Below are 22,722 nucleotides of genomic sequence, written 5' to 3'. Positions count from 1 at the left end.
CCCCCGCGGGGGGCGGCCGGGGGGTCCCGCCCGGGCGGGCCCGCGCGGCCACCGTCGTGGTCCACCCGCCGTCCGGTCCGCACCGCCGGCCGGCGGGTGGGCCACCACCTCGTTCCGGCCCGCCGGCACCCCGGCCCAGCCGGGGCACCGGGGCGCGGTCCGCCGAGGTCAGCCGGGCCGGCGGGCGGTCACCGCGGTCGCGTCCAGCTCCTCGTCGTACGCCACGGACGGCGTCAACCCGAGGTCGGCCAGCGCGGCGCACAGCGCCTCGACCTGCCCGGCGCCGGCCTCCACGGCCAGGTGCCCGCCCGGCGCCAGCCAGTGCACCGCCCCCCGCGCCACCCGGCGCAGCACGGCCAGCCCGTCCGACCCGCCGTCGAGCGCCACCGGCGCCTCGTGCAACCGCGCCTCGGGCGGCATGAGCGCCACCGCCTCCGTCGGCACGTACGGGGCGTTGGCCACGATCAGGTCGAGCCGACCCCGCCATTCGGTCGGCACCGGCTCGTACAGGTCGCCCTGGTAGACGGGCACGCCGAGGTGGGCGAGGTTGCGCCGGGCGCACGCCACGGCGGCCGGGTCGAGGTCCGCGGCGGCCAGCCAGCGGGGACGCAGCCGCCCGGCGAGCACCAGCGCCGCGGCACCGGACCCGCAGCATAGGTCCAGCACGGCCGCGCCGGGCCCGGTGACCGCCGCGGCGGCCGACACCAGCAACGCGGTACGCGCCCGCGGCACGAACACGCCCGGGTCGACGCCGACCCGCAGGCCGCAGAACTCGGCCCAGCCGAGCAGGTGCTCCAGCGGCAGGCCGGCGACCCGCCGCTCGACCAGGTCGGCGAGCCGCTCGGGAGTGTCGGCGGCGGCGGCGAGCAGCTCGGCCTCCTCCTCGGCGAAGACGCAGCCGGCGGCGCGCAGCCGCGACACGAGCGCGTCCGTGGACTGAGCGTGAGAAGGGGACCCTTCTCTACCGTATGCGTTAACAGGGGGCCCTTCCTTGCAGGGCGGCGGTGACGTCGGCGACCAGGTCGGCGGTGTCCTCCACGCCGCAGGAGAGCCGGACGAACCCGGGCGGCGTGTCGTCGCCCCACTGCGCCCGCCGGTCGGCGGTGGTGTGCAGCCCGCCGAACGACGTGGCGGCGGCCACCAGCCGGGACGCGGTGAGGAAACGGGCCACCCGCTCGGCGTCACCGAGGTCGAACGACAGCACCCCGGGCATCCGACGCAGCTGGGCCGACGCCAGCGCGTACGCCGGGTCGCCCGGCAGCCCCGGCCAGCGCACGCCGGTGACGTCGGGGCGGCCGGCGAGCAGCCGGGCGAGCGCCTCGGCGTTGGCGCTCTGCCGGGCCAGCCGCAGGTCCAGCGTGGCCAGGGAGCGGTGCGCCAGCCACGCGTCGAACGCCCCCGGCACCGCCCCGGTCATGGTGCGCCAGGCGGTGACCGGGTCGAGCAGCCCGGCGGAACGGGTCGCCACGTACCCGAGCAGCAGGTCGGAGTGGCCGGTCAGGGCCTTCGTGCCGGAGGCGACGACCACGTCGGCGCCGAGGTCCAGCGGGCGCTGGCCGAGCGGGGTGGCCGTGGTGTTGTCCACCGCCACCAGGGCCCCTGCGGCGTGCGCGGCGGCGGCCAGGGCCGGCACGTCGGCGACGTCCAGGCCGGGGTTGGCCGGCGACTCCAGCAGCACCAGCCGCACCCCGGCGAACGACGGGTACGGCCCGGCGGTCGGCGCGAACAGCACCCGCACGCCGATCCCGGCGAGGGTGTCGGTGGCGAACGCCCGCACCGGGAAGTAGCCGTCGGCGGGGAGCACCACCGTGTCGCCGGGGCGCAGCACGGCCAGCAGCAGGCCGGTGATCGCCGCCTGCCCGCTGGCGAAGACGCGCACGTCGCCGCCCTCCAGCTCGCCGATGGCCGCCTCCAGCAGCCGCCGGGTCGGGTTGTCGGGCCGGCCGTACCCGTTCGGGGTCGCCGCCGGGCCCTGCCGTGGGTCGAGGTGGTAGGGCGCGGCGAAGACCGGGCCGGGCAGGAACGGCTGCCCCGGGGCGGGCTCGGGCAGCCCGGCCCGCACGCATCGGGTGCCGTCGCCGTCGGCGCTGTCGGTGCCGATGCGTTCGCCGTCGGTGCCTTCGCCGTCGGTGCCGGGGGTCGTCACGCGGGCCGCCTCACTCGTACGACTCGGGCTTGGCGGTGCGGCTCATCAGCGCATCGACGGCGAGCCGGGGGTCCATCCCCTCGTGGCAGATCCGCTCGATCTGCTCGGTGATCGGCATCTCCACCCCGTGGGCGCGGGCCAGGTCCCGGATCGCCAGGCAGCTCTTCACGCCCTCGGCGGTCTGCCGGGTGGCCGCCTGGGCCTGCTCCAGGGTCTCGCCCCGGCCCAGGTGCTCGCCGAAGGTGCGGTTACGGGCCAGCGGCGACGAGCAGGACGCCACGAGGTCGCCCATCCCGGCCAGGCCGGCGAAGGTGATCGGGTCCGCGCCGAGCGCCACCCCGAGGCGGGCGGTCTCGGCGAGCCCCCGGGTCATCAGCATCGCCCGGGTGTTGTCGCCGAAGCCCATCGCGGTGGCGATCCCGTACGCGAGGGCGATCACATTCTTCACGGCCCCGCCCAGCTCGCAGCCGATCACGTCGTCGTTGGTGTACGGCCGGAAGTACGGCGTGCGGATCGACGCCTGGACGAGCTGGGCGCGGCGGTCGTCGGTGCCGGCGACCACGGTGGCGGCGGGCTGCTCGGCGGCGATCTCGGGGGCGAGGTTGGGGCCGGAGACGACGACCACCCGGTCCGGGGTGACCCGGGCGGTCTCCACGATCACCTCGCTCATCCGCTTGGTGGTGCCCAGCTCGATGCCCTTCATCAGGGACACCAGGGTCGCGTCCGGGTGCAGGTCGCCGACCCATTCGGCGAGGTTGCCGCGCAGCGTCTGCGACGGCACCGCGAGCACCACGATCTCCGCGCCCCGGATCGCCTCGGCGGCGCTGCCGGTGCCGGTGACCCGGTCGGGCAGCCGCAGGTCGGGGAGGTATTCCGGGTTGTGCCGGCGCAGCCGGATCGCCTCGGCCACCGGCTGCCGCCGGGCCCAGATCGTCACGTCCCGGCCGGCATCGGCAAGGATCTTGGCGAAGGCGGTCCCCCACGACCCGGCCCCCAGCACCGCCACGTGGCCGGTCACGCCGCGTCCTCCCGCCCCCGCGTCGGGCGGGCGGCCCCGGCGGCCCGCGCCGGTCGTTCCCACAGCGGCGGCGGCGTCCCGCCCCGGATCTCGGCGAGCTGGTCGCGCAGGCGCAGCATGATGGTGTCGGTCATCTCTTCCAGGGTGGCCTTGGTGGGCGTGGAGCCGGCCCACCGGCTCAGGTCGACGGGCGGCCCGGCGACGACGGTCACCGGGATGCGGGGCCGCAGGCCCAGCCGGTTGTTGCGGGGGTCGAAGAGCCGCTCCGGACCCCACATGGCGACCGGGATCACCGGCGCGCCGGTGGCCAGCGCCAGCCGGGCGGCCCCGGTCTTGCCCCTCATCGGCCACAGGTCGGGTTCCCGCGTGGTGGTGCCCTCCGGGTAGATCACCACCGCGCCGCCCTCGCGCAGGGCGGCGACGAGGGCGTCCAGGGACTTGACGGCGTCGACCGTGCCGCGCTCGACGGGGATCTGGAGGCAGCGGTGCAGGATCCAGCCCACCACCGGCACCCGGAAGACGCTGGCCTTGCCGAGGAACCTCGGCCAGCGCCCGGCGTCGTAGACGAAGTGCGCGGAGACCAGCGGGTCGGCGTGCGAGAGGTGGTTGGGGACGATGATGATGCCGCCGTCGTGGCGCAGGTGCTCCATGCCCCGCCAGGTGCGCCGGGTCCAGACCGTCATGACGGGCTTGACCAGCACCACGGCGAACCGTTGCCAGAACCCCAGCCTGCGCCGCGTCACCCTGCCTCCTCGTAGCCCCGACCCCACGCCGCACCCGCCCGTGCCGCCCGCAGCGAAATCATGCCTGCTCGCCCCCGGTACGGCCAGTGAGGGTACCGCCGGGGTGACTGGCAGGATTGTGCCGTGCGGCAGCGGACCTGGACTGTGGTGGTGCCGGTGAAGCGCCTCGGCGTGGCGAAGAGCCGGCTGCGGGGGGCGCTGCCGGGCGTACCCCACGAGGAGCTGGCGCTGGCCCTGGCGGCCGACACGGTCGCCGCGGTGCGGGCGTGCCCGGCGGTCGCCGGGGTGGTGGTCGTCACCCGCGACGCCCGCGTGGCGGCGGCCGTCCGCGCGGCCGGCGTGCGGATCGTGCCGGACCCGCCGGACGCCGGCCTGAACGCGGCCTTCCGGCTCGGCGCGGCGGTCGCGGCCGGCGGCGGGTGGGTGGCCGGGCTCACAGCGGACCTGCCGGCGCTGCGCCCGGCCGAACTGACCGCCGCGCTGCGCGCGATCGCCGCCGGCCCGCCGGGGGTACGCCGGTTCATGGCCGACGCCCCGGGGACCGGCACGGTGCTGCTCGCCGCGCCGCCCGGCGTGCCGCTGGACCCCCGGTTCGGGGTCGGCTCGGCCGCGGCGCACGAGGCGGGCGGGGCGCTGCCGCTGGCCGGCGACTGGCCCACCCTGCGTCGGGACGTCGACACCGCGGCCGACCTGGCCGCCGCCGCCCGGCTCGGGCTCGGGCCGCACACCGCCGCCCTCACCGGCGCGGGCTGAGCCCCCGCCGGCACCGGTGTACGGTGCTGGCATGCAGGGCACCGTGGCCACCTACGACGCGGCGACGCGCAGCGGCGTGCTGTTGCTCGACGACGGCACCGAGCTGACGTTCCCGGCGCGGGCCTTCGACGCCTCCGGCCTGCGGCTGCTGCGGCTGGGCCAGCGGGTCCGGGTCGAGACCGACGCCGCCGGGGAGATCGTCCGGGTGACGTTGCCGACGATGCCGTGAGCTCCCCACCCAAGTTCATTTTGCGTTAACCCGTTCCGGGACATTATGAGCGGGTGAGCACCCCTCGCGAGCACCCCACCGGCCCGGCCGCCGACCACCGACCCGCCGGCGACGGCCCCGCGCCCGGCCACGACCGACCCGCGCCCGCCGACGACCGACCCGCGCCCGGCGAGCCGGCGAGCCTGCGCAACGGGTCCCACCGGCGCGGCGCCGATGGCCGGTTCCGCCCACGCGACACGCCGGAGGCGGCCGATGCGGCCGAACCGGCCGAACCGACCGAACCGACCGAACTCGCCGGAACGACCGGGGGCGAACCGGCAGCGGTCATGGGCGCACGGGCGGCGGCCCTGGGCGCACCGGAAGCCGCCGACCCGACGACGGCCCCACCGGGTCGGGCGGCGGCGTCCGCCGGGCTGGAGGAGGTGCTCGACGTCGACCCCCTGACGGACGACGAGCCCGCGCCGCCGGTGCCGCTGCCCGAGGACCGGTTCCTCAACCGGGAGCTGTCCTGGCTCGACTTCAACGCCCGGGTGCTCGCCCTGGCCGAGGACCCGCGCACGCCGCTGCTGGAGCGGGCCAAGTTCCTGGCGATCTTCGCCAGCAACCTCGACGAGTTCTACATGGTCCGGGTCGCCGGCCTGAAGCGTCGCCAGTCCGCCGGGCTGCCGGTGCGCGGCGGGGACCGGCTGCCGCTGCGTACCCAGCTGGAGCGGATCGGCGAGCGGACCGCCGAGCTGGTCGGCCGGCACGCCTCCTGCTTCGTCGACGACGTGCTGCCGAAGCTCGCCGCCGAGGACATCCGCATCCTGCGGTGGACGGACCTGGACGCGCCCGAGCGGGAACGGCTGCGCACCTACTTCCGGGAACACATCTTCCCCGTGCTCACGCCGCTCGCGGTCGACCCGGCGCACCCGTTCCCGTACATCTCCGGGCGGTCGCTGAACCTGGCCGTCGCGGTCCGCGACCCCGACGGCGGCTCGGAGCTGTTCGCCCGGGTCAAGGTGCCGAACAACGTGCCGCGCTTCGTCCGGGTCGACCGGGAGTCCCCCGGGGTGCGGGTGCTCCCGGTCGAGGAGCTGATCTCGGTGCACCTGGGGCAGCTCTTCTCCGGCATGCAGGTCGTCGAGTGCCACCTGTTCCGGGTCACCCGCAACGCCGAGGTGGAGGTCGACGAGGACCGCGACGAGGACCTCCTGCAGGCCCTGGAGCGGGAGCTGGCCCGCCGCCGCTTCGGCCCGCCCGTGCGCCTGGAGGTCGCCGCCTCGATCTCCGACCACATGCTGGAGCTGCTCGTCCGCGAGCTGGACATGGACAGCCACGACGTGCTGCGGGTACGCGGCCTGCTCGACCTGTCGGCGCTGTGGCAGCTCTACGGCGACGCCGACCGCCCCGACCTGAAGGACCCGCCGTTCGTGCCGGCCACCCATCCCCGGCTCACCGAGGGCGAGGTGCCGCGCAGCGTCTTCGCCACCCTGCGCGACGGCGACGTGCTGGTGCACCACCCGTACCACTCGTTCGCGACCAGCGTGCAGCGCTTCGTGGAGCAGGCCGCCGCCGACCCGGACGTGCTGGCCATCAAGCAGACCCTCTACCGCACCAGCGGGGACTCCCCCATCGTCGACGCCCTGGTCGACGCCGCCGCCGCCGGCAAGCAGGTGGTGGTGCTGGTGGAGCTGAAGGCCCGCTTCGACGAGGTGGCCAACATCGGCTGGGCGCGCACCCTGGAGCGCGCGGGCTGCCACGTCGTCTACGGCCTGGTCGGCCTCAAGACGCACTGCAAGACCGCCCTGGTCGTGCGCCAGGAGGGCAACCAGATCCGCCGGTACTGCCACATCGGCACCGGCAACTACCACCCGAAGACCGCCCGGCTGTACGAGGACTTCGGCATGCTCACCGCCGACCCGGAGATCGGCGCGGACCTGACGGACCTGTTCAACGTGCTGACCGGCTACAGCCGGCAGACCGCGTACCGGCGGTTGCTGGTGGCGCCGCAGGGCATCCGGCGGGGGCTGATCGAGCGGATCGAGCGGGAGATCAGCCACGTCCGGCTCGGCATGCCCGGGCTGGTCCAGTTCAAGGTCAACTCGCTGGTCGACGAGGAGGTCACCGACGCGCTCTATCGGGCGTCCCGGGCCGGGGTGCACGTGGACCTGCTGATCCGGGGCATGTGCACGCTGCGCCCCGGGGTGCCGGGGCTGTCGGAGAACATCCGGGTCCGCTCGATCCTCGGCCGGTTCCTGGAGCACTCCCGGATCTTCCGCTTCGGCAACAACGGCTCCGCCGAGTTCTGGATGGGCTCGGCCGACCTGATGCACCGCAACCTGGACCGCCGGGTGGAGGCGCTGGTGCAGGTGAGCGACCCGGTGGCCCGCGCCGAGCTGGACCACGTGCTCACCGCCGCCTTCAGCCCCGACGTGGAGGCGTTCGAGCTGCACGGCGACGGCTCCTGGACCCGGCGCACCGGCGCGGAGCAGGCCCTGCCGACCCATCTGCAGGACCTGCTGCTGCGCCGGGTCGGCGGCACGGCCGGATGAGCCTAGGCTGAGCGGATGCCGGAGGGGGAACGCGTGATCCGGGCGGCGGGCGGGGTGGCCTGGCGGCAGGCCGATGGCGGCGTGCTGGTCTGCCTCGTGCACCGCCCCCGCTACGGCGACTGGTCGCTGCCGAAGGGCAAGCTGGAGCCGGGCGAGCACCCGCTGCTGGCCGCCGTGCGGGAGGTCGCCGAGGAGGCCGACGTGCGGGCGGTGCCGCAGGTGCGGCTGCCCACCGTGCGCTACCGCAGCGAGGGCCGGCCGAAGGTCGTCGACTACTGGTCGATGCGGGCCGTCGACACGGGCGGCTTCCAGCCCGACACCGAGGTCGACGACATCCGCTGGCTGCCCGTCGGGGAGGCCGCCCGGCTGGTCAGCTACCCGCACGACGCCGAGGTGCTGACCGCGTTCGCCGCCCTCCCGCCGGTCACCGCGACGGTGGCCCTGGTCCGGCACGCGCAGGCCGGCCAGCGCGGCACCTGGTCCGGGCCGGACTCCGCCCGGCCGCTCGACGCCACCGGCTGGGCCCAGGCGCACGCCCTCGCGCCCCTGGTGGCGCTGGTCCGCCCGACCCGGCTGCTGTCCGCGTCCGCCCGCCGCTGCGTGCAGACCCTCGACCCGGCCGCCGCCCTGCTCGACCTGCCGGTCGAGGTGACCGGTGACCTGGACGAGCCGCGGCCCGGTCAGGACCCGCACGAGCGGGCGCTGGCCGCCGCCGCCTGCCTGGCCGAGCTGGCCGCCGCCGGGGGCGCGGCCGGGGCGTGCAGCCAGGGCAAGGTGATGCCCGGCGCGCTGGAACGCCTCACCGGCCGCGCCGGCGACTTCACCACCGAGAAGGGCGGCGGCTGGCTGCTCGCCTTCGCCGCCGACCGCCTCCTCGCCGCCGACCGCTGGTAAGGAAGGGCCCCTTCTTAACGCATACGGTAGAGAAGGGTGCCCCTCTCACCACCCACACCCGCAGCCCGACGCAGCGGGCGGGCGCGTCACGGCAGGGCCAGGGCGGGGCAGGGTGGACGGGCGTCACGGCAGGGCCAGGGTCACCGCGACCGGGAGGTGGTCGCTGGCGGTGCTGCGGGGTGCCACCGGGTCGGCGGCGCGCATGCCCGCCGAGACCAGCACGTGGTCGATCTGTTCGCGCGGCTCGTCCGCCGGGCTGGTTGGCAGGGGCCGGGCCGAGGCGAGGGCGTCCACCAGCCCCGCACGGGTGAACTCCGCATAGCCCGGGGCGCCCGGCTCGGTGTTGAGGTCACCGGCGAGCACGAGAGGCAGTCCGGCGGCGTACCGGAGGGCGAAGCCCGCCACCGCGCGGGCCTGCGCCACGGGCTCCCGCCCCGGCGGCGGCTGCAGGTGGGTGGCGACCACCGCGAGGCGTACGCCGCCGCCGAGGTCCACGGTGACGCCGAGCGCCTGGGCTCCGGTGGGCGCGCCCACCGCGGCCAGCCGCTCGCTGCGGGCCGCCGTCAGGGGGAACCGGCCGAGGACCGCGTCGCCCCAGAGCGGATCGGCGGCGGGCGCGAAGACGTACGGCATGCGCAGCCGCGCCGCGAGCAGGGCGAGGGTGTCGTGGCCACCGTTGAGCAGCCAGCCCCGGTCCACCTCGCCGAGGACCACGATGTCGGGGCGCTCGCGCGCGACCACCCGGGCGAGCCCGTCGGGGTCGAAGCGACCGTCCAGTCCGAACCCCATCCGGATGTTGTAGGCCACCACCCGGACCGCCGCCGGGGGCGTGCCGGGCCGCAGCGGGGCGAAAGCGCCCGACGGCAGTCCCGTCGCGACGAGCACGACGAGGCCGCAGGCCGCGGCGGTTCCCCGAACCCACCGTCGGGGCGGCGTGGACGTCGCCCGCCGGGGCCCACCGAGGGCCACGGCGGCGACGAGGCCGGCCATCGCGACCGGCACGGCGGCGTTGGGGTAGCCGAGGTCGTAGGCGGCGTAGTAGCCGACGGCAGCGACGGCGAAGAGCAGCATGCCGAGCACCGCCGCGAGGCCGGGCCGGCCCGGCGCGACCCCGGGGGTGGACGACGCGGCGGCAGCCGACGGGACAGCGGACGGCGCGGCACCGGCGGGCGGCGCGGCGACGACGGGCGGCGCGGCGACGACGGGCGGCGCGGCACCGGCAGGCGGCACGGCGGCGACGGGCGGCGCAGCGACGGGCGGCACGGCGGCACCGGGTGACGCGGCGGGCGGCACGGCGTCGGCGAGGGCGAGGCAGGCGCCCGTGCCGGCGGCGGTCAGCACGACCGCCGGCCCCAGCAGCCCGGCGTCGCGGGTGGCGAACAGCACCGCGCCGACCACCAGCGCCAGCGGGCCGGCCACCCGCCAGCGCCCCCGGGGCGGCCGGGCCAGCGCGGCGAGCAGGAAGATGCCGACCGCCCAGGCCGGCAGGGTGGGTACGTCGCCGGGTTCCGGTGGCCAGGAGAGCCCGCCGCCGGGGCCGCGCCAGTAGGAGGCGGCCGTCGCGGCCACCGCCGGGGAGAGCGCCACGAGGCCGGTCAGCAGCAACGCCGGACCGGCGAGCAGCCACGCGCGGGCCGCGCCCGGTTCCGCCGGCCGCGCGGGACGGGCCGCGGCGACCAGGAACACCGCCACGAGGGCCACGCTGCCGGCCCACCCGACCGGGCCACCCCGCCAGACCAGGTCGTACGTGCCGAGCACCGCGTGCACGACCGCGCCGAGGGCGATGCCCAGCGCCAGCCCCGGCACCGGCCGGCCCGTGGTGGCGGCGGTGCCGGCCAGCCAGAGCAGTCCGGCGAGGAGGCCGACGGTGGCCAGCCAGAGCTGCGTACGGCCGCCCGGTGCGGCGGTGAGGGCGAGCCGCGCGCCGCCCAGCGCGACGGCGGCGGCGAGCGTGACGGGCCGCGCCCCGAGCCGGCGGACCAGCGGAGGGAACGCGAGCGCGAGCACGAACCAGCCCAGCGCGAACGCGCCGAGCAGCTCGGCGGGGGTGGTGGCGGCCTGCCCGAAGATGGTGATGACCGACGGGAGGAAGACCCGCAGCACGTCGGTGAGCACGACGATGCCGAGGGCAAGCGCGGCGGTGCTGAGGTGGCGGTAGCGCACGGGCTGCCTTTCGCCGACCGTTTGAGGGGTTCGGCGATTCTCCGCGCGGGGCACGCCGCCGGTCAACGGTGGGGACGGCGCGGGTTGTCCGGCCCACGCACACCGCGGGGCGCCCCCGGTTCGGGTGGGCGCCCCGCGGGACGGTGCCGGCCGGTCAGCGCTTGGTGGCCGCCTTCTTGGCCGGGGACTTCTTCGCCGGCGCCTTCTTGGCCGCCGTGCTCTTGGCCGCCGTGCTCTTGGCCGTGGTGCTCTTGGCCGCCGCCGTGGTGGTCTTCTTCGCCGCGGTCGACTTGGTCGCCGCCGCCGACTTCTTCGCCGGGGCGGCCTTCTTGGTGGCGGTCTTGGCCGCCGTCGTCTTGGTCGCCTTCGCCGGGGCGGCCTTCTTCGTCGCGGTGGTGGCCTTCGCGGTGGTGGCCTTCGCCCCCGTCGCCTTGGCCCCGGCCGCCTTGGCCGTGGTGGCCTTCGCCCCGGTGGCCTTGGCACCGGCCGCCTTCGCGGTGGTGGCCTTGGCCGTGGTGGCCTTGGTCCCGGCCGCCTTGGCCGTGGTGGCCTTGGCGGTCGTCGCCTTGGTGGCGGCCGTGGCGGTCTTCTTCGCCGCCACCGTGGCCTTCGGCACCTTCCCGCTGGCCACCATCTCCTTGAAACCGGCGCCGGCCCGGAAGGTCGGGACGGATGTCTTCTTGACCTTCACCGCCTCGCCGGTACGCGGGTTGCGCGCTGTTCGCGCACCCCGGACGCGCTTCTCGAACGCTCCGAATCCGGTGATCGCCACCTTCTCGCCCTTGGTGACCGCCGCCTGGACCTCAGCGAGGACCGCGTCGAGCGCGGCCGTCGCCGTCTTCCGGTCCCCCAGGCGAACGGCGAGCGCCTCGATGAGCTCGGCCTTGTTCACGACTTCCTCCCGATTGTGCAACTGACTCGACGCGAGCCATTCTGCGCGCACGGTATGCCCTGTGCTGCCTGGACACAAACATTCGGTGGAAAAAAGCCCTTGTGTCGTAACGGATTCGCCCCCACCGGCGAGGCCGGTGGGGGCGGAAACCGATGCGGGATCGGGCGTACGGCTATGCCACGGAGGGCAGGAACGGCCTCCGGCCGCGCTCGAAGGAGGTGATGTCGGCCTCGTGCCGAAGAGTGAGTCCAATGTCATCCAACCCCTCCATCAGCCGCCAGCGGCTGAAGTCGTCGAGGGGGAAGGACCAGGTGGCGTCCCCGGCCCGGACCTCACGGGACGCCAGGTCGACGGTGACCGGGGTGGTCGGGTCGGACTCGACGAGGGACCACAACTCCTCGACGGCCCGCAATTCCAACTCGACCGGCAGCAGACCCTCCTTGAGGGCATTGCCGCGGAAGATGTCGCCGAACCGGGGCGAGACCACCGCCTTGAACCCCCAGTCGCGCAGCGCCCACACGGCGTGCTCCCGGGAAGACCCCGTGCCGAACTCCGGGCCCGCCACAAGAATCGACGCACCCGAATACGCGGCATCGTTCAACACGAATGAAGGGTCTTCCCGCCACGCGTTGAAGAGCCCGTCGGCGAATCCCGTCCGGGTCACCCGCTTGAGGTACACGGCGGGGATGATCTGATCCGTGTCCACGTTGGAACGGCGCAGCGGCACGGCGGTGCCGGTGTGCACGGTGAACTTGTCCATCTGTGCGGCTGCCCTTCTACAGGTCTGCGGGGGCGGCGAGCCGGCCGACCACGGCGGTGGCGGCGGCGACCGGCGGCGACACCAGGTGGGTGCGTCCGCCCCGGCCCTGGCGGCCCTCGAAGTTGCGGTTGGAGGTCGAGGCGGAACGCTCACCCGGGGCGAGCGTGTCCGGGTTCATGCCCAGGCACATCGAGCAGCCGGCGAACCGCCACTCGGCCCCGGCGTCGGTGAAGACCTTGTCCAGCCCCTCGGCCTCGGCGGCCTCCCGGACGGCGGCCGAGCCGGGCACCACGAGCATCCGTACGCCGTCGGCGACCGTGTGTCCGCGCAGCACGTCGGCGGCGGCGCGGAGGTCCTCCAGGCGGCCGTTGGTGCAGGAACCGACGAAGACCACGTCGACGGAGAGGTCGCGCAGCGGAGTTCCGGGGGTGAGGTCCATGTACTCCAGCGCGCGGCGGGCGGCGGCCCGCTCGGACTCGCCGGCGAACTCCTCCGGGTCGGGGACGGCCGCGCCCAGCGGCGCACCCTGGCCCGGGTTCGTGCCCCAGGTGACGAACGGCGTGATCCGGCTCGCGTCGAGGGTCACCTCGGCGTCGAACGTCGCGCCCTCGTCGGTGGGCAGGCTCCGCCAGTACTCCACCGCCGCGTCCCAGTCGGCCCCCTGGGGCGCGTTCGGCCGCCCCTTGAGGTACGCGAAGGTGGTCTCGTCCGGCGCGATCATGCCGGCCTTGGCGCCCCACTCGATCGACATGTTGGCGACGGTCATCCGCCCCTCCATGGAGAGCGCGCGGATCGCCTCGCCCCGGTACTCCACGATGTGGCCGCGGCCACCGCCGGTGCCGACCTGGGCGATGAGGGCGAGCACCAGGTCCTTGGCGGTGACGCCGGGGCCGAGCTGGCCGGTGACGTTCACGGCCATCGTCTTCGGGCGGGCCTGCGGCAGCGTCTGGGTGGCCAGCACGTGCTCGACCTCGCTGGTGCCGATGCCGAACGCGAGCGCGCCGAAGGCGCCGTGGGTGGCGGTGTGGGAATCGCCACAGACGATCGTCATGCCGGGCTGGGTGACGCCGAGCTGCGGGCCGATGACGTGCACGATGCCCTGGTTGGCGTCGCCGAGCGGGTGCAGCCGCACGCCGAACTCGGCGCAGTTGCGGCGCAGCGTCTCGATCTGGGTGCGGGAGGTGGGGTCCGCGATCGTGAGCAGGTCGCCGCGCCGCTGCGAGAACGCCGGGTCGGCGTACCCCGTGGGGGTGTTGTGGTCCTCGGTCGCGAGCGTGAGGTCGGTGCGGCGCACGCGGCGGCCGGCGAGCCGCAGGCCGTCGAAGGCCTGCGGGCTGGTGACCTCGTGCAGCAGGTGCAGGTCGATGTAGAGCAGGTCCGGTTCACCGTCGGCGGACCGGACGACGTGCGCGTCCCAGACCTTCTCGGCCAGGGTCCTCGGTCGAGTGTCTCCCACCATCTGGACATCCTAAATTCTGGGAGGTAAATTTCGGCTTGTGGGACACAGTATGAGCGGTGTCGGCGTTCTCGACAAGGCGGTGGTCATCCTGGCCGCCTGTGTCGACGGCGCCAGCCTGGCCGAACTCGTTGAACGCACCAAGCTGCCCCGGGCCACCGCGCACCGGCTGGCACAGGCGCTGGAGATCCACCGGATGCTCGTCCGGGACACCCAGGGCCGTTGGCGCCCGGGCCCCCGGCTCGGTGAGCTCGCCAACGCCGCGCCGGACGTGCTGCTGACGGCGGCGGAGCCGCTGCTGGCCGCGCTGCGCGACGCCACCGGGGAGAGCGCCCAGCTCTACCTGCGCCGCGCGGACGAGCGGATCTGCGTGGCCGCCGCCGAGCGGGCCAGCGGGCTGCGGGACACCGTCCCGGTGGGCTCGGTGCTGCCGATGACCGCCGGTTCGGCGGCGCAGATCCTGCTGGCCTGGGAGCCACCGGAGGCGGTGATGCCGCTGCTGCCCCGGTCGAAGTTCACCGGACGCACCCTCGCCGAGGTGCGCCGCCGCGGCTGGGCGCAGAGCGTCGCCGAGCGGGAGGCGGGTGTGGCGAGCGTCTCGGCCCCGATCCGTGACCGCACGGGCCGGGTGATCGCCGCGATCAGCATCTCCGGCCCGATCGAACGCCTCGGCCGCCGCCCCGGCGAACGCCACGCCATGGCCGTCGTCCGAGCCGGCCAACGCCTGAGCGGCCTCTAACCCACCCACCCCGCCCCCTTCGCCCCCGGTGATCAAGAGATTTGCGTCATCTGTCGCACCGAACCTGACGCAAATCTCTTGATCACCGACACGGAGTGGGTGGGGCGGGCAGGGGGCGGAGGAATGGGGGAAGGCCCGGCTCATCGGGGTGAGACGGGCCTTCCTGGGTGTAGCCCCGACGGGATTCGAACCCGCGCTACCGCCTTGAGAGGGCGGCGTCCTGGGCCGCTAGACGACGGGGCCAGAACTTTCCTGCTTCACCGCCCTGCCGGACGGTGCCGCTGTATTCTAGCGACGGACCCCAGGGGTGAGCGCACAGGGGTGCGCGTCGCGCCACGGCATCCCGGGCCGGCACGCGACAGGCCGCCCGCACGAGAACGGGCCGCACGAGAACGGGCGGCCGGCGCGAGACAGGCGGGCCCGCACGAGGCAGAACGCCGGAACCAAACCGGCCCGGCACCGAAGCAGGCTCGGCACGAAGCAGGCCGGCACCGGGCCGACCGCCGGCACGAGGCCTGGGACGCAAATCAGCCCGCCTCACCACAGTGAGACGGGCTGGATAACCTGTAGCCCCGACGGGATTCGAACCCGCGCTACCGCCTTGAGAGGGCGGCGTCCTGGGCCGCTAGACGACGGGGCCAGAACCTGTCTTGCTCCACCACCCTGCCGGGCGGTGCCGCTGAAAACTACCAGAGATCATTCTGGCCCGCTTGCGCGGGCCGGAGCGCTCTCCGACTTGATCCAGCGACCGACACTCTCACGAACGCCGGTTGCTGGGGTACCAGGACTCGAACCTAGACTAACTGAACCAGAATCAGTCGGGCTGCCAATTACCCCATACCCCATTGGCACCTCGCGGTGCCGTTCGGCGCCTTGCGGCACCGGAGAGAAACTTTACCCTCCCGCCCCCCACAGGCCAAATCGGGGGCCCGAAACCGCATCTGGCCTGCGGCTTCGGGCTTCCCGACGACTCAGGTCACCGGGACGACCGGGTTGCTCAGCTCCCCGATCCCCTCGATACGCACGGTGACCGTATCCCCCTCCGTGAGCGGGCTAACCCCGGCCGGCGTGCCGGTGAGGACCACGTCCCCGGGGAGCAGCGTCATCACGTGCGAGACGTACGACACCAGGGCCGGCACGTCGAAGACCATGTCCCGGGTGCGGCCGAGCTGGCGTACCTCCATCTCGTCCGGGTTGCGGCCGACCTCGCAGCGGACCTCCAGGTCGGTCACGTCGAGCCCCGTGGTGATCCACGGGCCGATGGGGCAGAACGAGTCGAAGCCCTTGGCCCGGGTCCACTGCCCGTCGGAGCGCTGGAGGTCCCGCGCGGTGACGTCGTTGGCGCAGGTGTAGCCGAAGATGGCCCGCTCGGCGGCGGCCCGGTCGGCCCGGCGGGCCCCCGGCGCGCCGATCACCACGGCCAGCTCGGCCTCGTGCTCGACCTGCTTGGAGAAGATCGGCAGCCGGATGGCGTCCCGTGGCCCGATCACGGAGGTGGACGGCTTGAGAAACAGCAGCGGCTCCTTGGGCACGTCGTTGCCCAGCTCGGCGGCGTGCTCGGCGTAGTTACGGCCGACGCAGACCACCTTGCTGGGCAGGATCGGGGAGAGCAGCCGGACGTCGGAGAGCGCCCACCGGGCGCCGCTGAACTGGATCTGGCCGAACGGGTGACCCTCGATCTCGGCGACGGTCAGGCCCTCCGGGCCCGCCCCCGGTTCGCCCTCGACGACCCCGAACGACATTCCCTTGGCATGAGCGAAACGAGCGATACGCACCAGGCCAATCTAGCCCGCCCGCCCCGGGCGGCACCGGCACCGGGCGCTCGGCGGCGCGCGGCGGGCCAGCGTACGCCGGATGCCGCCGCCGCGGGCCGGGTTCGCCGCTTCGTACCCGCACGGCGGGGAGCCGCACCTAGCGTCGGCTACCGGAGGTTCGTTCGTATGCCTGCATCGAGACGACACCACAGGGCCCTCGCAGTGTTCGTGCACTGCCTGGGCATTCTCGCCGCCGTGCCGGCGCTGCCCACGGTGGCCCCGAAGCCCGTCACGCCCGCGGCCACCGCACCCGGAGCCGCACCGCCACAGGGGGCGCTGCGGGCGGCGGCGGCCACGATGGCGCCGACGCCGACGGACACCGCGACCCCGACGGGCACCGCGACGCCCGCGGCCCCCGCGCCGCCGCCACTGGTCTCCCCGTCCGTGGTCGTGCCGACGCGGGGCGGACCGTCCGCCGTGACGGTGGCGGTCACGCCGGCCGGCACGCCGGCCCCGGGCTACCAGGTCCAGGTGCGCAACGCCAGCAGCATGCCCGTGGCCACCACCGTGCGCCAGGAGCTGCCGCCCGGCACGTCGGCGACCTGGGTCACGCCCGGGGGGCGGACCAGCCGCTCGGCCACCACCACGGAGGTGACCTGGCAGCTGCGGCTCCCGCCGCGCAGCACCACGACCCTGCACACGGCGCTCACCACCGCCGCGCCGGGCCGCGCCCTGTCCGCACCGGCCTGCGCCTTCGCCGCCGGCGGCGACCGGCCGTACGACTGCGCGACCGCGACCTGGGACCGCTCACCGGTCCCGGTGGCCCAGGCCACGGACGCGCCGGCCTGGCGGCGGCCCGCGGCGCTGCTCGCCGCGCTGGCCGGGGTGTTCCTGCTCACGGCCGGCGGGCTCTGGTGGTGGCAGCGGCACCGCCGCGCCCGGGCCACGGCCGCGTCGACCGGCGGGCGCACCGGATCCGGCGGTGCGGGGAACCGGCCCGCCGGTGCGGGGACCGTCTACGCCGGCACCGGCGCGGGGTCCTCCGGCACGGCCCCGGCGGCGGCACCCGGCCAGGGCGGACAGCCCCGTCCGGTCGCGCCGGTCGCCGTGGCCCGCCGCCGCAGGCCCCCGGTGTGGCTGCTGGTGGGGGCGGCCGCCGCGGTCCTGGCCGGCGTGGTGCTCGCCGCGACGCTGACGGCCACCCGACGGGTCGCCGCGATCGACACCACCAAGCAGCCGAGCACCGGCGCGTGGGTGGGCACCAGCACCACCGGCGTGATCGGCATGCCGCTGCGGGAGCAGGCGCTGGAGTTCACCGTCTACCGGATCGCCTGCCCGTCGGCGTCGTCGGCCGCCGGGCGGCAGTGCCAGGCCACGGTCGGGGTGCGCAACCTCACCCCCGAGCAGCAGACCTGGCACGGCGAGATGCAGCGGGCGTACCTGCCGGGGGGCACCTGGGTCAGCACCGACGAGGCCGCCACCCGACTGGCCAACCAGGGGCGGGACGTCTTCGGCCAGCCCCTGGCCGCGGGCAGCCGGCTGGTGCTGCCGCTGGTGTTCACGGTCGACGGCACGGACCGGCCCAGGCAGCTGGAGCTGCGCAGCGGGGTGTTCTCCGCCGGGGTCCGGGTCGACGTGCCCTGACGCGGGGTCGGCGGGGGCGGCGGCCGTACGCTGGTCGGGTGACCGCCGCCCTCGCTCCCGCCGCGCCGCTCGACCTGGCCGACTGGCAGGCGCGGCGGCGGGCCCACGAGGAGCGGGTCGACGCGTGGCTGGCCCCGCACCTGGCCCGCCGCCGCGCCGGGCACAAGCACCCCGTGGAGGACTTCCTCTTCACCTACTACTCGCACCGTCCGGCACAGCTGCGCCGTTGGCACCCGGGCGCGGGGGTCGTGCTGCGCGGCGCGGACCCGGCCGAGTTCGGCCGGGACTACCGCGCCACGTCCGCCGGGCTCGCCCTCGACACCGATGCGGTACGCGCCCGGCGGGCCGAATCGCTCGGCTGGATCCGTGCCCTGCTCGCGGCGACGGCGGGCCGGCCGGCGCACCTGGGCTGCTTCGGGATGCACGAGTGGGCGATGGTCTACCGGCAGACCCAGGAGGAGATACGCCACAACGCGTGGCCGCTGCGGCTCAGCCCGGCCCGCACCGCCGAGGTCGTGCAGGAGCGGGGCGTGCGGTGCAGCCACTTCGACGCGTACCGGTTCTTCACCGCGCCGGCCCGGCCGCTGAACGTGCTCACCCCGACGCGGGAGCGGCAGCACGAGCTGGAGCAGCCGGGCTGCCTGCACGCCAACATGGACCTGTACAAGTGGGCGTACAAGCTGTCGCCGCTGGTGCCGAGCGAGCTGGTGGCGGACGCGTTCGCGCTGGCCCGCGAGATCCGCACCCTGGACATGCGGGCCAGCCCCTACGATCTCGCCGCGCTCGGCTACCCGCCGGTGCGGGTGGAGACGCCGGAGGGACGGGCCGAGTACGCCGCCGCCCAGCGGGGCTTCGCCGAGCGGGCCGCCGGCCTGCGGGCCCGCCTGCTCGCCGCGCTGGCCTGACACCCCCGTTTCGCACCTTTCATCACCTTTTGCACTCGTCGTTCGTTGGCTCCCTGTACGCGCGAGGCCGAGGAAACGGGAGCACCATGACCAGACGATCACTCGCCGGGCGGGCGCGGGGCCTGATCCTGCGCACCGCGCCCGGCATTCCGCGCTCCCGCCGCGAGGCGCGGACGTCGCTGGAGGCCCTGGCCACCCTGCGCGGGCAGGGCTGGCACCGGTCCGTGGGCGCGGCACCCGTCGACGGCGAAGGCCGGCCGCTGCCCTGGCTCAGCTACTCCGCCGTGCGGTGGCTGGACGAGGTGCTGCACCCCGGCGTGCGGGTGTTCGAGTACGGCTCGGGGTCGTCGACGTCCTGGTTCGCCTGGCCCGGCCGGGTCGGCGAGATCGTCTCCGTCGAGCACGACGCGGCCTGGTTCGCCCAGCTCCCCCAGCCGGCCAACGGGGAGATCCGGCACGTGCCCTGCGCCGACGGCTGGTGGGACGGTTCGGCGGACTCCCCGTACGTGACGGCGATCGCCGACGGGGCCCCCTGGGACGTGGTGGTGATCGACGGCGCCTCCCGCACCGTCTGCGCCCGGGTCGCGCCGAAGTACCTGGCCCCGTCCGGCCTGGTGGTCCTCGACGACACGGACCTCGCGACGACCGATCCGGCGGCGGCGGAGCTGGCCGCCCACGGCCTCGGCCGGCTCGACCTGTGGGGCTTCAAGCCCGGCGTCCAGCGGATGACCTGCACCTCGGTCTTCAGCTGGGACTTCAACCACTGGCTGCTGCCGGGGCCGGCGCACCACCACACCCGCTGACGGCGGGCCGGCGGCGCCGCGCGCCGACCTCCACCGACCGCCCCATCCACACCCCACCCCCACCCACCACTTCTCCGCCCTTTGCTCTGCACCCACGGGCGCAGCGGTCACCGACGGTGACTGTTGCGGATCAGGGTGCAGAGCAAAGGGACGGGAACGAAGGGTGGCGGCGGCGGGGCGGTCAGCCCGAGCGCGCGGCCCGGCCGGGGATCAGGACGTGGCGCAGCTCGTCTGCGGCACCGGGTTGCTGGAGCCGGCGCTGGCGAGGAACCCGAAGGTCGCCTCGGCACCGGGGGCGAGGCCGCCGTTCCAGCCCACGTTCCGCGCGGTGACCGCGGTTCCGCTCTGCGTCACGTCGGCGTTCCACGCCTGGTTGATCCGCTGGCCGTCGGCGTAGCCGAACCGGACCGTCCAGCCGCCCAGCGCGGCGGTGCCCGTGTTGCGCACGGTCACCTCGCCCTGGAAGCCGCCCTGCCACTGCCCGACGATCCGGTAGACGGCCGTGCACCCGCCGCCGGGGTTCGAGGTCGGGGTGACCGTCGGCGTGACGGGCGGGGTGGGCGTCGGCGTGGCCGTGGGGGTCGCGCTGGGGGTGGCCGTGGGAGTCGCCGTGGGGGTGGTGCCGGTCAGCGCGGCGACCACCGCCGGGTACCAGCGGTCCGACATCTTCTGGTCACCGGCGGCGTTCGGGTGCACCCCGTCGTAGGTGTCGGCGGCGGTGCTGAAGCCCGTCCACTGGTCGACGACCACGATCGGCGACTGCGCGGTGGTCTTGCCCGCCGCCCAGCCGTCGATCGCGCTGTTGAGCGCCACCACCCGCTGCCCGCACTCGGCGCAGCTCGCGGGGGCCATCGGGATGATCTTCGCGACGATCACGCGCATCGCCGGGTTGCTGGCCCGCATCTGGTCGACCAGCTTGGAGTACGCGGCCAGGATGGTCGCCGGGGCGATGTTGCTCCACACGTCGTTGGTGCCGAAGTGCATGAGCACGACGTCCGGGTCGGTGGCGGAGAGCCAGCCGGGCAGCAGGTTCTGGTTGGCGACGTTCGTCACCAGGTATCCGCCGTGGCCCTCGTTGTCGCCGTCGTACGGCTGGCCGCAGCCCTGCGGGCCGAGGGTGCCGACGAAGTCGACGTTCGTGTGGCCGGTGGACTGGAGGCGGTTCCAGAGGATGGAGCGCCAGCAGCCGGGCGAGCCGGTGATGGAGTCGCCGAGGGGCATGACGCGCACCGGGTCGGCGGCGGCCGGCAGGGCGGGCGGCGCGGCGACGAGCCCGAGCAGCAGCGTCAGCGGCACGGCCGCCAGGGCGGCGAGGAAGGCGGAGTGGAAGGGCTTTCGGGGCATGGCGGAGGAACTCCTGTCACGTGGCGTCGTACGCGGTCGGTGACGGCCCTGTTGCTCCCGGATCCATTCCAGCAGACCCCGGCGTCGCGCTCAACCGCCTCCCACGTTCCGCCCCGAGCCGGCGCGGCACGGACGGCGCCAGCGCGGCACGGACGGCGCAGCGCGCGGCACGGACGGCGCAGCGCGCGGCGCGGTCAGTCGCCGTCGACCCGGCGGTCGCGCTTGCGCTGCGCCTGGCGCTTCTTGTCGGCGAGGCGGCGTTCCTTCGCGCCCCGCGACGGGCGGGTCGGGCGGCGCGGCGGGGGCGGCGGGGCGACCGCCTCGCGCAGCAGGGCCGCCATTCGCTCCCGGGCCGCCTCCCGGTTGGCGAGTTGGGCCCGGTGCTCGCTGGCGGCGATGGTGAGCACCCCGTCGACGAGCCGGCCGGCCAGGCGGTCGAGGGCCCGGGCGCGCAACGGCTCGGGCAGGCTCGGCGAGCCGGCGACGTCGAAGCTCAACTCCACCCGCGAGTCGGTGGTGTTGACGCCCTGCCCGCCCGGCCCCGACGAGCGGGAGAAGCGTTCCCGAAGCTCGGCGGCCGGCACGACCAGCCGGTCGGTCACCCGCAGTCCGTCGTCCACGTGAGCAGGCTAGCGCCCCGCCCGGGCACCGTGCGTGGCCGTGGGGGTCGCCGAGGGGCCCGGCGCCGGTCCCGCGCGGTCGTCGCCGGAGCCGGCGGCGTACGCGACCGCCCCGACGAGCAGCAGCGCGATCACGCCGACCTTCGTGGTGACGGCCCGGATCAGCCCGAAGGCGGCGCGGCGCGCGCCCGGGACGGTGTTGCGCGCGGTGCGGTAGTCGGCCCATCCGCGGCGGGCCCGCGCGTACGCCGACCCGACGCCGCATCCGACGAGGAGGCCCACCACCAGCAGGGCCGCGATGACTTCTCGCTCCATCCTCGCGAGTATCCATACTCAGCGTGATATTTCCATGGGCCGATGATCCCACGCCCAATATCTGCCAATTCTCCCCTCCGCGCCGCCCGGGAGCGGCCCGGGAGCGCGGACCGGCCCAGGTCAGCCGCCCTTTCCGATGATCGCGTCAGCGCTCTGCTGCACCTGCTCGATCGGGATGGCGAAGCCGATGCCGATCGAGCCGCTGCCGTCGATGGTGGCGATGGCGGTGTTCACCCCGACCACCTCACCTCGGGCGTTGACCAGCGGGCCGCCGGAGTTGCCCGGATTGATGGACGCGTCGGTCTGCACGGCGCGGTGCCGGTTCGTGCCGAGGCGCACCTGACGGTCGAGCGCGCTGACGATACCCGCGGTGACGGTCCCGGCCAGCCCGAGCGGGGACCCGACCGCGAGCACCGGCTCGCCGACCCGGGTGGCGCCCGGCTTGGCCAGCGGCAGCGGGGCCAGGCCGGCGTCCGGCGGCACCCGCAGCACGGCCAGGTCGCTGCCGGGCTCCCGGCCGACGACCTCGGCGGCGAACCGCCGGCCGTCCGGCAGTTCCACCGTCACCGCCCCGCCGCCCCCCTTGGCGAGGATGTGGTCGTTGGTGATCAGGTGCTGCTGGTCGTCGATGGCGAACCCGGACCCGGTCGCCGAGCTTCCGGCGGCCCCGCCCACCAGCACCGACACCACCCCCGGCACGGTGCGCTCGGCCGCGGTCACCAGCTCCGCCGGCACCGGCGCGGCCGACGCCGCCTCCGGGCCCGGCACGTCGGGTGAGTCGGCGACCCAGGCGCCGGCCGCCGCACCGGACAGGGTGGACAGCGCCACCACCCCGGCGGCGGCCAGCAGCCGGCCCTGCCAGCTGCGCCGCCGGTCGGCCCCGCCCCCACCGGGTACGTCCCGACGGCCACGCCCGTCGGGGTCGAGCTCGGGCGAGACGAACCACGGCCCGCGCGGCTCGCCCAGTCCGGTCTGTACTGCCATCCGCTGCTCCTCACGTCCACGTCTGT

21 protein-coding genes and 3 tRNA genes are annotated in these 22,722 nt (G+C 75.3%); 8 read left to right on the top strand and 16 right to left on the bottom strand.

Going from position 1 to position 22,722, the window contains the following annotated elements; translation table 11 throughout:
• Window positions 1–168: 168 nt before the first annotated feature.
• From LPA42_RS28045 to LPA42_RS28030, 4 genes are read right to left on the bottom strand one after another with little or no spacing between them, the layout of a single operon-like run.
• Complete coding sequence (locus LPA42_RS28045) at window positions 169–921, bottom strand: putative protein N(5)-glutamine methyltransferase (protein WP_077936600.1); 753 nt, start codon at window positions 919–921, stop codon at window positions 169–171.
• Between the two features lie 52 nt (window positions 922–973).
• Window positions 974–2,101, bottom strand: coding sequence for a cystathionine gamma-lyase (locus tag LPA42_RS28040; RefSeq protein ID WP_077936621.1), 1,128 nt, complete (start codon window positions 2,099–2,101; stop codon window positions 974–976).
• Window positions 2,102–2,156: 55 nt separating this feature from the next.
• Window positions 2,157–3,164, bottom strand: a complete 1,008-nt coding sequence (locus LPA42_RS28035) for an NAD(P)H-dependent glycerol-3-phosphate dehydrogenase (protein WP_077936620.1) — start codon at window positions 3,162–3,164, stop codon at window positions 2,157–2,159.
• On the bottom strand, window positions 3,161–3,907 hold the full coding sequence (locus LPA42_RS28030; protein ID WP_043962296.1) for a 1-acyl-sn-glycerol-3-phosphate acyltransferase: 747 nt from the start codon (window positions 3,905–3,907) through the stop codon (window positions 3,161–3,163). Before LPA42_RS28030 ends, LPA42_RS28035 begins: the two co-directional genes overlap by 4 nt.
• 123 nt (window positions 3,908–4,030) lie before the next feature.
• Here LPA42_RS28030 and cofC point away from each other — a divergent pair, with 123 nt between their 5' ends.
• The 4 genes from cofC to LPA42_RS28010 all read left to right on the top strand — a co-directional run bounded on the left by cofC (window position 4,031) and on the right by LPA42_RS28010 (window position 8,317).
• Window positions 4,031–4,660 carry a 2-phospho-L-lactate guanylyltransferase gene (gene cofC / locus LPA42_RS28025; protein ID WP_077936599.1) on the top strand — a complete coding sequence of 210 codons (630 nt, stop codon included), beginning with the start codon at window positions 4,031–4,033 and terminating at the stop codon, window positions 4,658–4,660.
• 31 nt (window positions 4,661–4,691) lie between these two features.
• Window positions 4,692–4,889: a cold-shock protein gene (locus LPA42_RS28020; protein WP_077936598.1), complete on the top strand. Its 198-nt coding sequence runs from the start codon at window positions 4,692–4,694 to the stop codon at window positions 4,887–4,889.
• A 326-nt stretch (window positions 4,890–5,215) separates the two neighbouring features.
• Complete coding sequence (locus tag LPA42_RS28015) at window positions 5,216–7,423, top strand: RNA degradosome polyphosphate kinase (RefSeq protein WP_228986975.1); 2,208 nt, start codon at window positions 5,216–5,218, stop codon at window positions 7,421–7,423.
• A 15-nt stretch (window positions 7,424–7,438) separates the two neighbouring features.
• Window positions 7,439–8,317, top strand: a complete 879-nt coding sequence (locus tag LPA42_RS28010) for an NUDIX hydrolase (protein ID WP_077936597.1) — start codon at window positions 7,439–7,441, stop codon at window positions 8,315–8,317.
• 123 nt (window positions 8,318–8,440) lie between these two features.
• Here the strand turns inward: LPA42_RS28010 and LPA42_RS34600 are convergent, their stop codons facing one another.
• The 4 genes from LPA42_RS34600 to leuC all read right to left on the bottom strand — a co-directional run bounded on the left by LPA42_RS34600 (window position 8,441) and on the right by leuC (window position 13,591).
• The gene (locus tag LPA42_RS34600; RefSeq protein ID WP_077936596.1) at window positions 8,441–10,480 is read right to left on the bottom strand and encodes an endonuclease/exonuclease/phosphatase family protein; all 2,040 of its coding nucleotides are present in this window, start codon (window positions 10,478–10,480) and stop codon (window positions 8,441–8,443) included.
• 154 nt (window positions 10,481–10,634) lie between these two features.
• Entirely contained in the window at window positions 10,635–11,372 is a 738-nt protein-coding gene (locus LPA42_RS28000; RefSeq protein ID WP_198956478.1) for an HU family DNA-binding protein, read from the bottom strand.
• A 172-nt stretch (window positions 11,373–11,544) separates the two neighbouring features.
• On the bottom strand, window positions 11,545–12,132 hold the full coding sequence (leuD, locus tag LPA42_RS27995; protein ID WP_077936594.1) for a 3-isopropylmalate dehydratase small subunit: 588 nt from the start codon (window positions 12,130–12,132) through the stop codon (window positions 11,545–11,547).
• Between the two features lie 16 nt (window positions 12,133–12,148).
• The gene (gene leuC / locus LPA42_RS27990) at window positions 12,149–13,591 is read right to left on the bottom strand and encodes a 3-isopropylmalate dehydratase large subunit (protein ID WP_077936593.1); all 1,443 of its coding nucleotides are present in this window, start codon (window positions 13,589–13,591) and stop codon (window positions 12,149–12,151) included.
• 49 nt (window positions 13,592–13,640) lie between these two features.
• Here leuC and LPA42_RS27985 point away from each other — a divergent pair, with 49 nt between their 5' ends.
• On the top strand, window positions 13,641–14,327 hold the full coding sequence (locus LPA42_RS27985; protein ID WP_013284529.1) for an IclR family transcriptional regulator: 687 nt from the start codon (window positions 13,641–13,643) through the stop codon (window positions 14,325–14,327).
• A gap of 170 nt (window positions 14,328–14,497) precedes the next feature.
• Here the strand turns inward: LPA42_RS27985 and LPA42_RS27980 are convergent.
• The 4 genes from LPA42_RS27980 to LPA42_RS27965 form a co-directional block, all read right to left on the bottom strand.
• Window positions 14,498–14,570 (bottom strand) — tRNA-Glu (locus LPA42_RS27980).
• Window positions 14,571–14,894: 324 nt separating this feature from the next.
• Window positions 14,895–14,967, bottom strand: a tRNA-Glu gene (locus tag LPA42_RS27975).
• A gap of 133 nt (window positions 14,968–15,100) precedes the next feature.
• Window positions 15,101–15,172 (bottom strand) — tRNA-Gln (locus LPA42_RS27970).
• A gap of 126 nt (window positions 15,173–15,298) precedes the next feature.
• On the bottom strand, window positions 15,299–16,102 hold the full coding sequence (locus LPA42_RS27965; protein WP_077936592.1) for a fumarylacetoacetate hydrolase family protein: 804 nt from the start codon (window positions 16,100–16,102) through the stop codon (window positions 15,299–15,301).
• A gap of 165 nt (window positions 16,103–16,267) precedes the next feature.
• Between LPA42_RS27965 and LPA42_RS27960 the strand changes: the two genes are divergently transcribed.
• The 3 genes from LPA42_RS27960 to LPA42_RS27950 all read left to right on the top strand — a co-directional run bounded on the left by LPA42_RS27960 (window position 16,268) and on the right by LPA42_RS27950 (window position 19,433).
• Window positions 16,268–17,725 carry a hypothetical protein gene (locus LPA42_RS27960; protein ID WP_077936591.1) on the top strand — a complete coding sequence of 486 codons (1,458 nt, stop codon included), beginning with the start codon at window positions 16,268–16,270 and terminating at the stop codon, window positions 17,723–17,725.
• 38 nt (window positions 17,726–17,763) lie between these two features.
• Window positions 17,764–18,630, top strand: coding sequence for a 3-methyladenine DNA glycosylase (locus LPA42_RS27955; RefSeq protein ID WP_077936590.1), 867 nt, complete (start codon window positions 17,764–17,766; stop codon window positions 18,628–18,630).
• Window positions 18,631–18,716: 86 nt separating this feature from the next.
• Window positions 18,717–19,433, top strand: coding sequence for a hypothetical protein (locus tag LPA42_RS27950; protein ID WP_091274494.1), 717 nt, complete (start codon window positions 18,717–18,719; stop codon window positions 19,431–19,433).
• Window positions 19,434–19,643: 210 nt separating this feature from the next.
• On the opposite strand, the gene LPA42_RS27945 is transcribed toward LPA42_RS27950, so the two are convergent.
• The 4 genes from LPA42_RS27945 to LPA42_RS27930 all read right to left on the bottom strand — a co-directional run bounded on the left by LPA42_RS27945 (window position 19,644) and on the right by LPA42_RS27930 (window position 22,696).
• Window positions 19,644–20,777: a cellulose binding domain-containing protein gene (locus LPA42_RS27945; RefSeq protein ID WP_228986971.1), complete on the bottom strand. Its 1,134-nt coding sequence runs from the start codon at window positions 20,775–20,777 to the stop codon at window positions 19,644–19,646.
• A gap of 194 nt (window positions 20,778–20,971) precedes the next feature.
• Window positions 20,972–21,397 (bottom strand): alternative ribosome rescue aminoacyl-tRNA hydrolase ArfB, encoded by a 426-nt coding sequence (gene arfB / locus LPA42_RS27940; protein ID WP_043962281.1) that lies wholly within the window; start codon window positions 21,395–21,397, stop codon window positions 20,972–20,974.
• A 9-nt stretch (window positions 21,398–21,406) separates the two neighbouring features.
• On the bottom strand, window positions 21,407–21,712 hold the full coding sequence (locus tag LPA42_RS27935; protein WP_043962280.1) for a hypothetical protein: 306 nt from the start codon (window positions 21,710–21,712) through the stop codon (window positions 21,407–21,409).
• A 120-nt stretch (window positions 21,713–21,832) separates the two neighbouring features.
• A complete protein-coding gene (locus LPA42_RS27930; RefSeq protein WP_043962279.1) occupies window positions 21,833–22,696 on the bottom strand; it encodes a S1C family serine protease in 864 nt (287 codons plus the stop codon).
• Between the last annotated feature and the right edge of the window lie 26 nt (window positions 22,697–22,722).

This window comes from Micromonospora sp. DH13, assembly GCF_020873825.1.
In the GTDB taxonomy this organism is placed as follows: domain Bacteria; phylum Actinomycetota; class Actinomycetes; order Mycobacteriales; family Micromonosporaceae; genus Micromonospora; species Micromonospora haikouensis.
Note: the sequence above shows the minus strand (reverse complement) of the source record. Positions and strands in the feature narration are given on the sequence as shown.

Excerpts from the sequence above, each read along its gene's own strand:
- LPA42_RS28020 (WP_077936598.1), top strand. The coding sequence starts at position 4,692 with ATGCAGGGCACCGTGGCCACCTACGACGCGGCGACGCGCAGCGGCGTG.
- LPA42_RS28015 (WP_228986975.1), top strand. The coding sequence starts at position 5,216 with ATGGGCGCACGGGCGGCGGCCCTGGGCGCACCGGAAGCCGCCGACCCG.
- LPA42_RS28010 (WP_077936597.1), top strand. The coding sequence starts at position 7,439 with ATGCCGGAGGGGGAACGCGTGATCCGGGCGGCGGGCGGGGTGGCCTGG.
- leuD (WP_077936594.1), bottom strand. The coding sequence starts at position 12,132 with ATGGACAAGTTCACCGTGCACACCGGCACCGCCGTGCCGCTGCGCCGT.
- leuC (WP_077936593.1), bottom strand. The coding sequence starts at position 13,591 with ATGGTGGGAGACACTCGACCGAGGACCCTGGCCGAGAAGGTCTGGGAC.
- LPA42_RS27985 (WP_013284529.1), top strand. The coding sequence starts at position 13,641 with ATGAGCGGTGTCGGCGTTCTCGACAAGGCGGTGGTCATCCTGGCCGCC.
- LPA42_RS27960 (WP_077936591.1), top strand. The coding sequence starts at position 16,268 with ATGCCTGCATCGAGACGACACCACAGGGCCCTCGCAGTGTTCGTGCAC.
- LPA42_RS27950 (WP_091274494.1), top strand. The coding sequence starts at position 18,717 with ATGACCAGACGATCACTCGCCGGGCGGGCGCGGGGCCTGATCCTGCGC.
- LPA42_RS27945 (WP_228986971.1), bottom strand. The coding sequence starts at position 20,777 with ATGCCCCGAAAGCCCTTCCACTCCGCCTTCCTCGCCGCCCTGGCGGCC.
- LPA42_RS27935 (WP_043962280.1), bottom strand. The coding sequence starts at position 21,712 with ATGGAGCGAGAAGTCATCGCGGCCCTGCTGGTGGTGGGCCTCCTCGTC.
- LPA42_RS27930 (WP_043962279.1), bottom strand. The coding sequence starts at position 22,696 with ATGGCAGTACAGACCGGACTGGGCGAGCCGCGCGGGCCGTGGTTCGTC.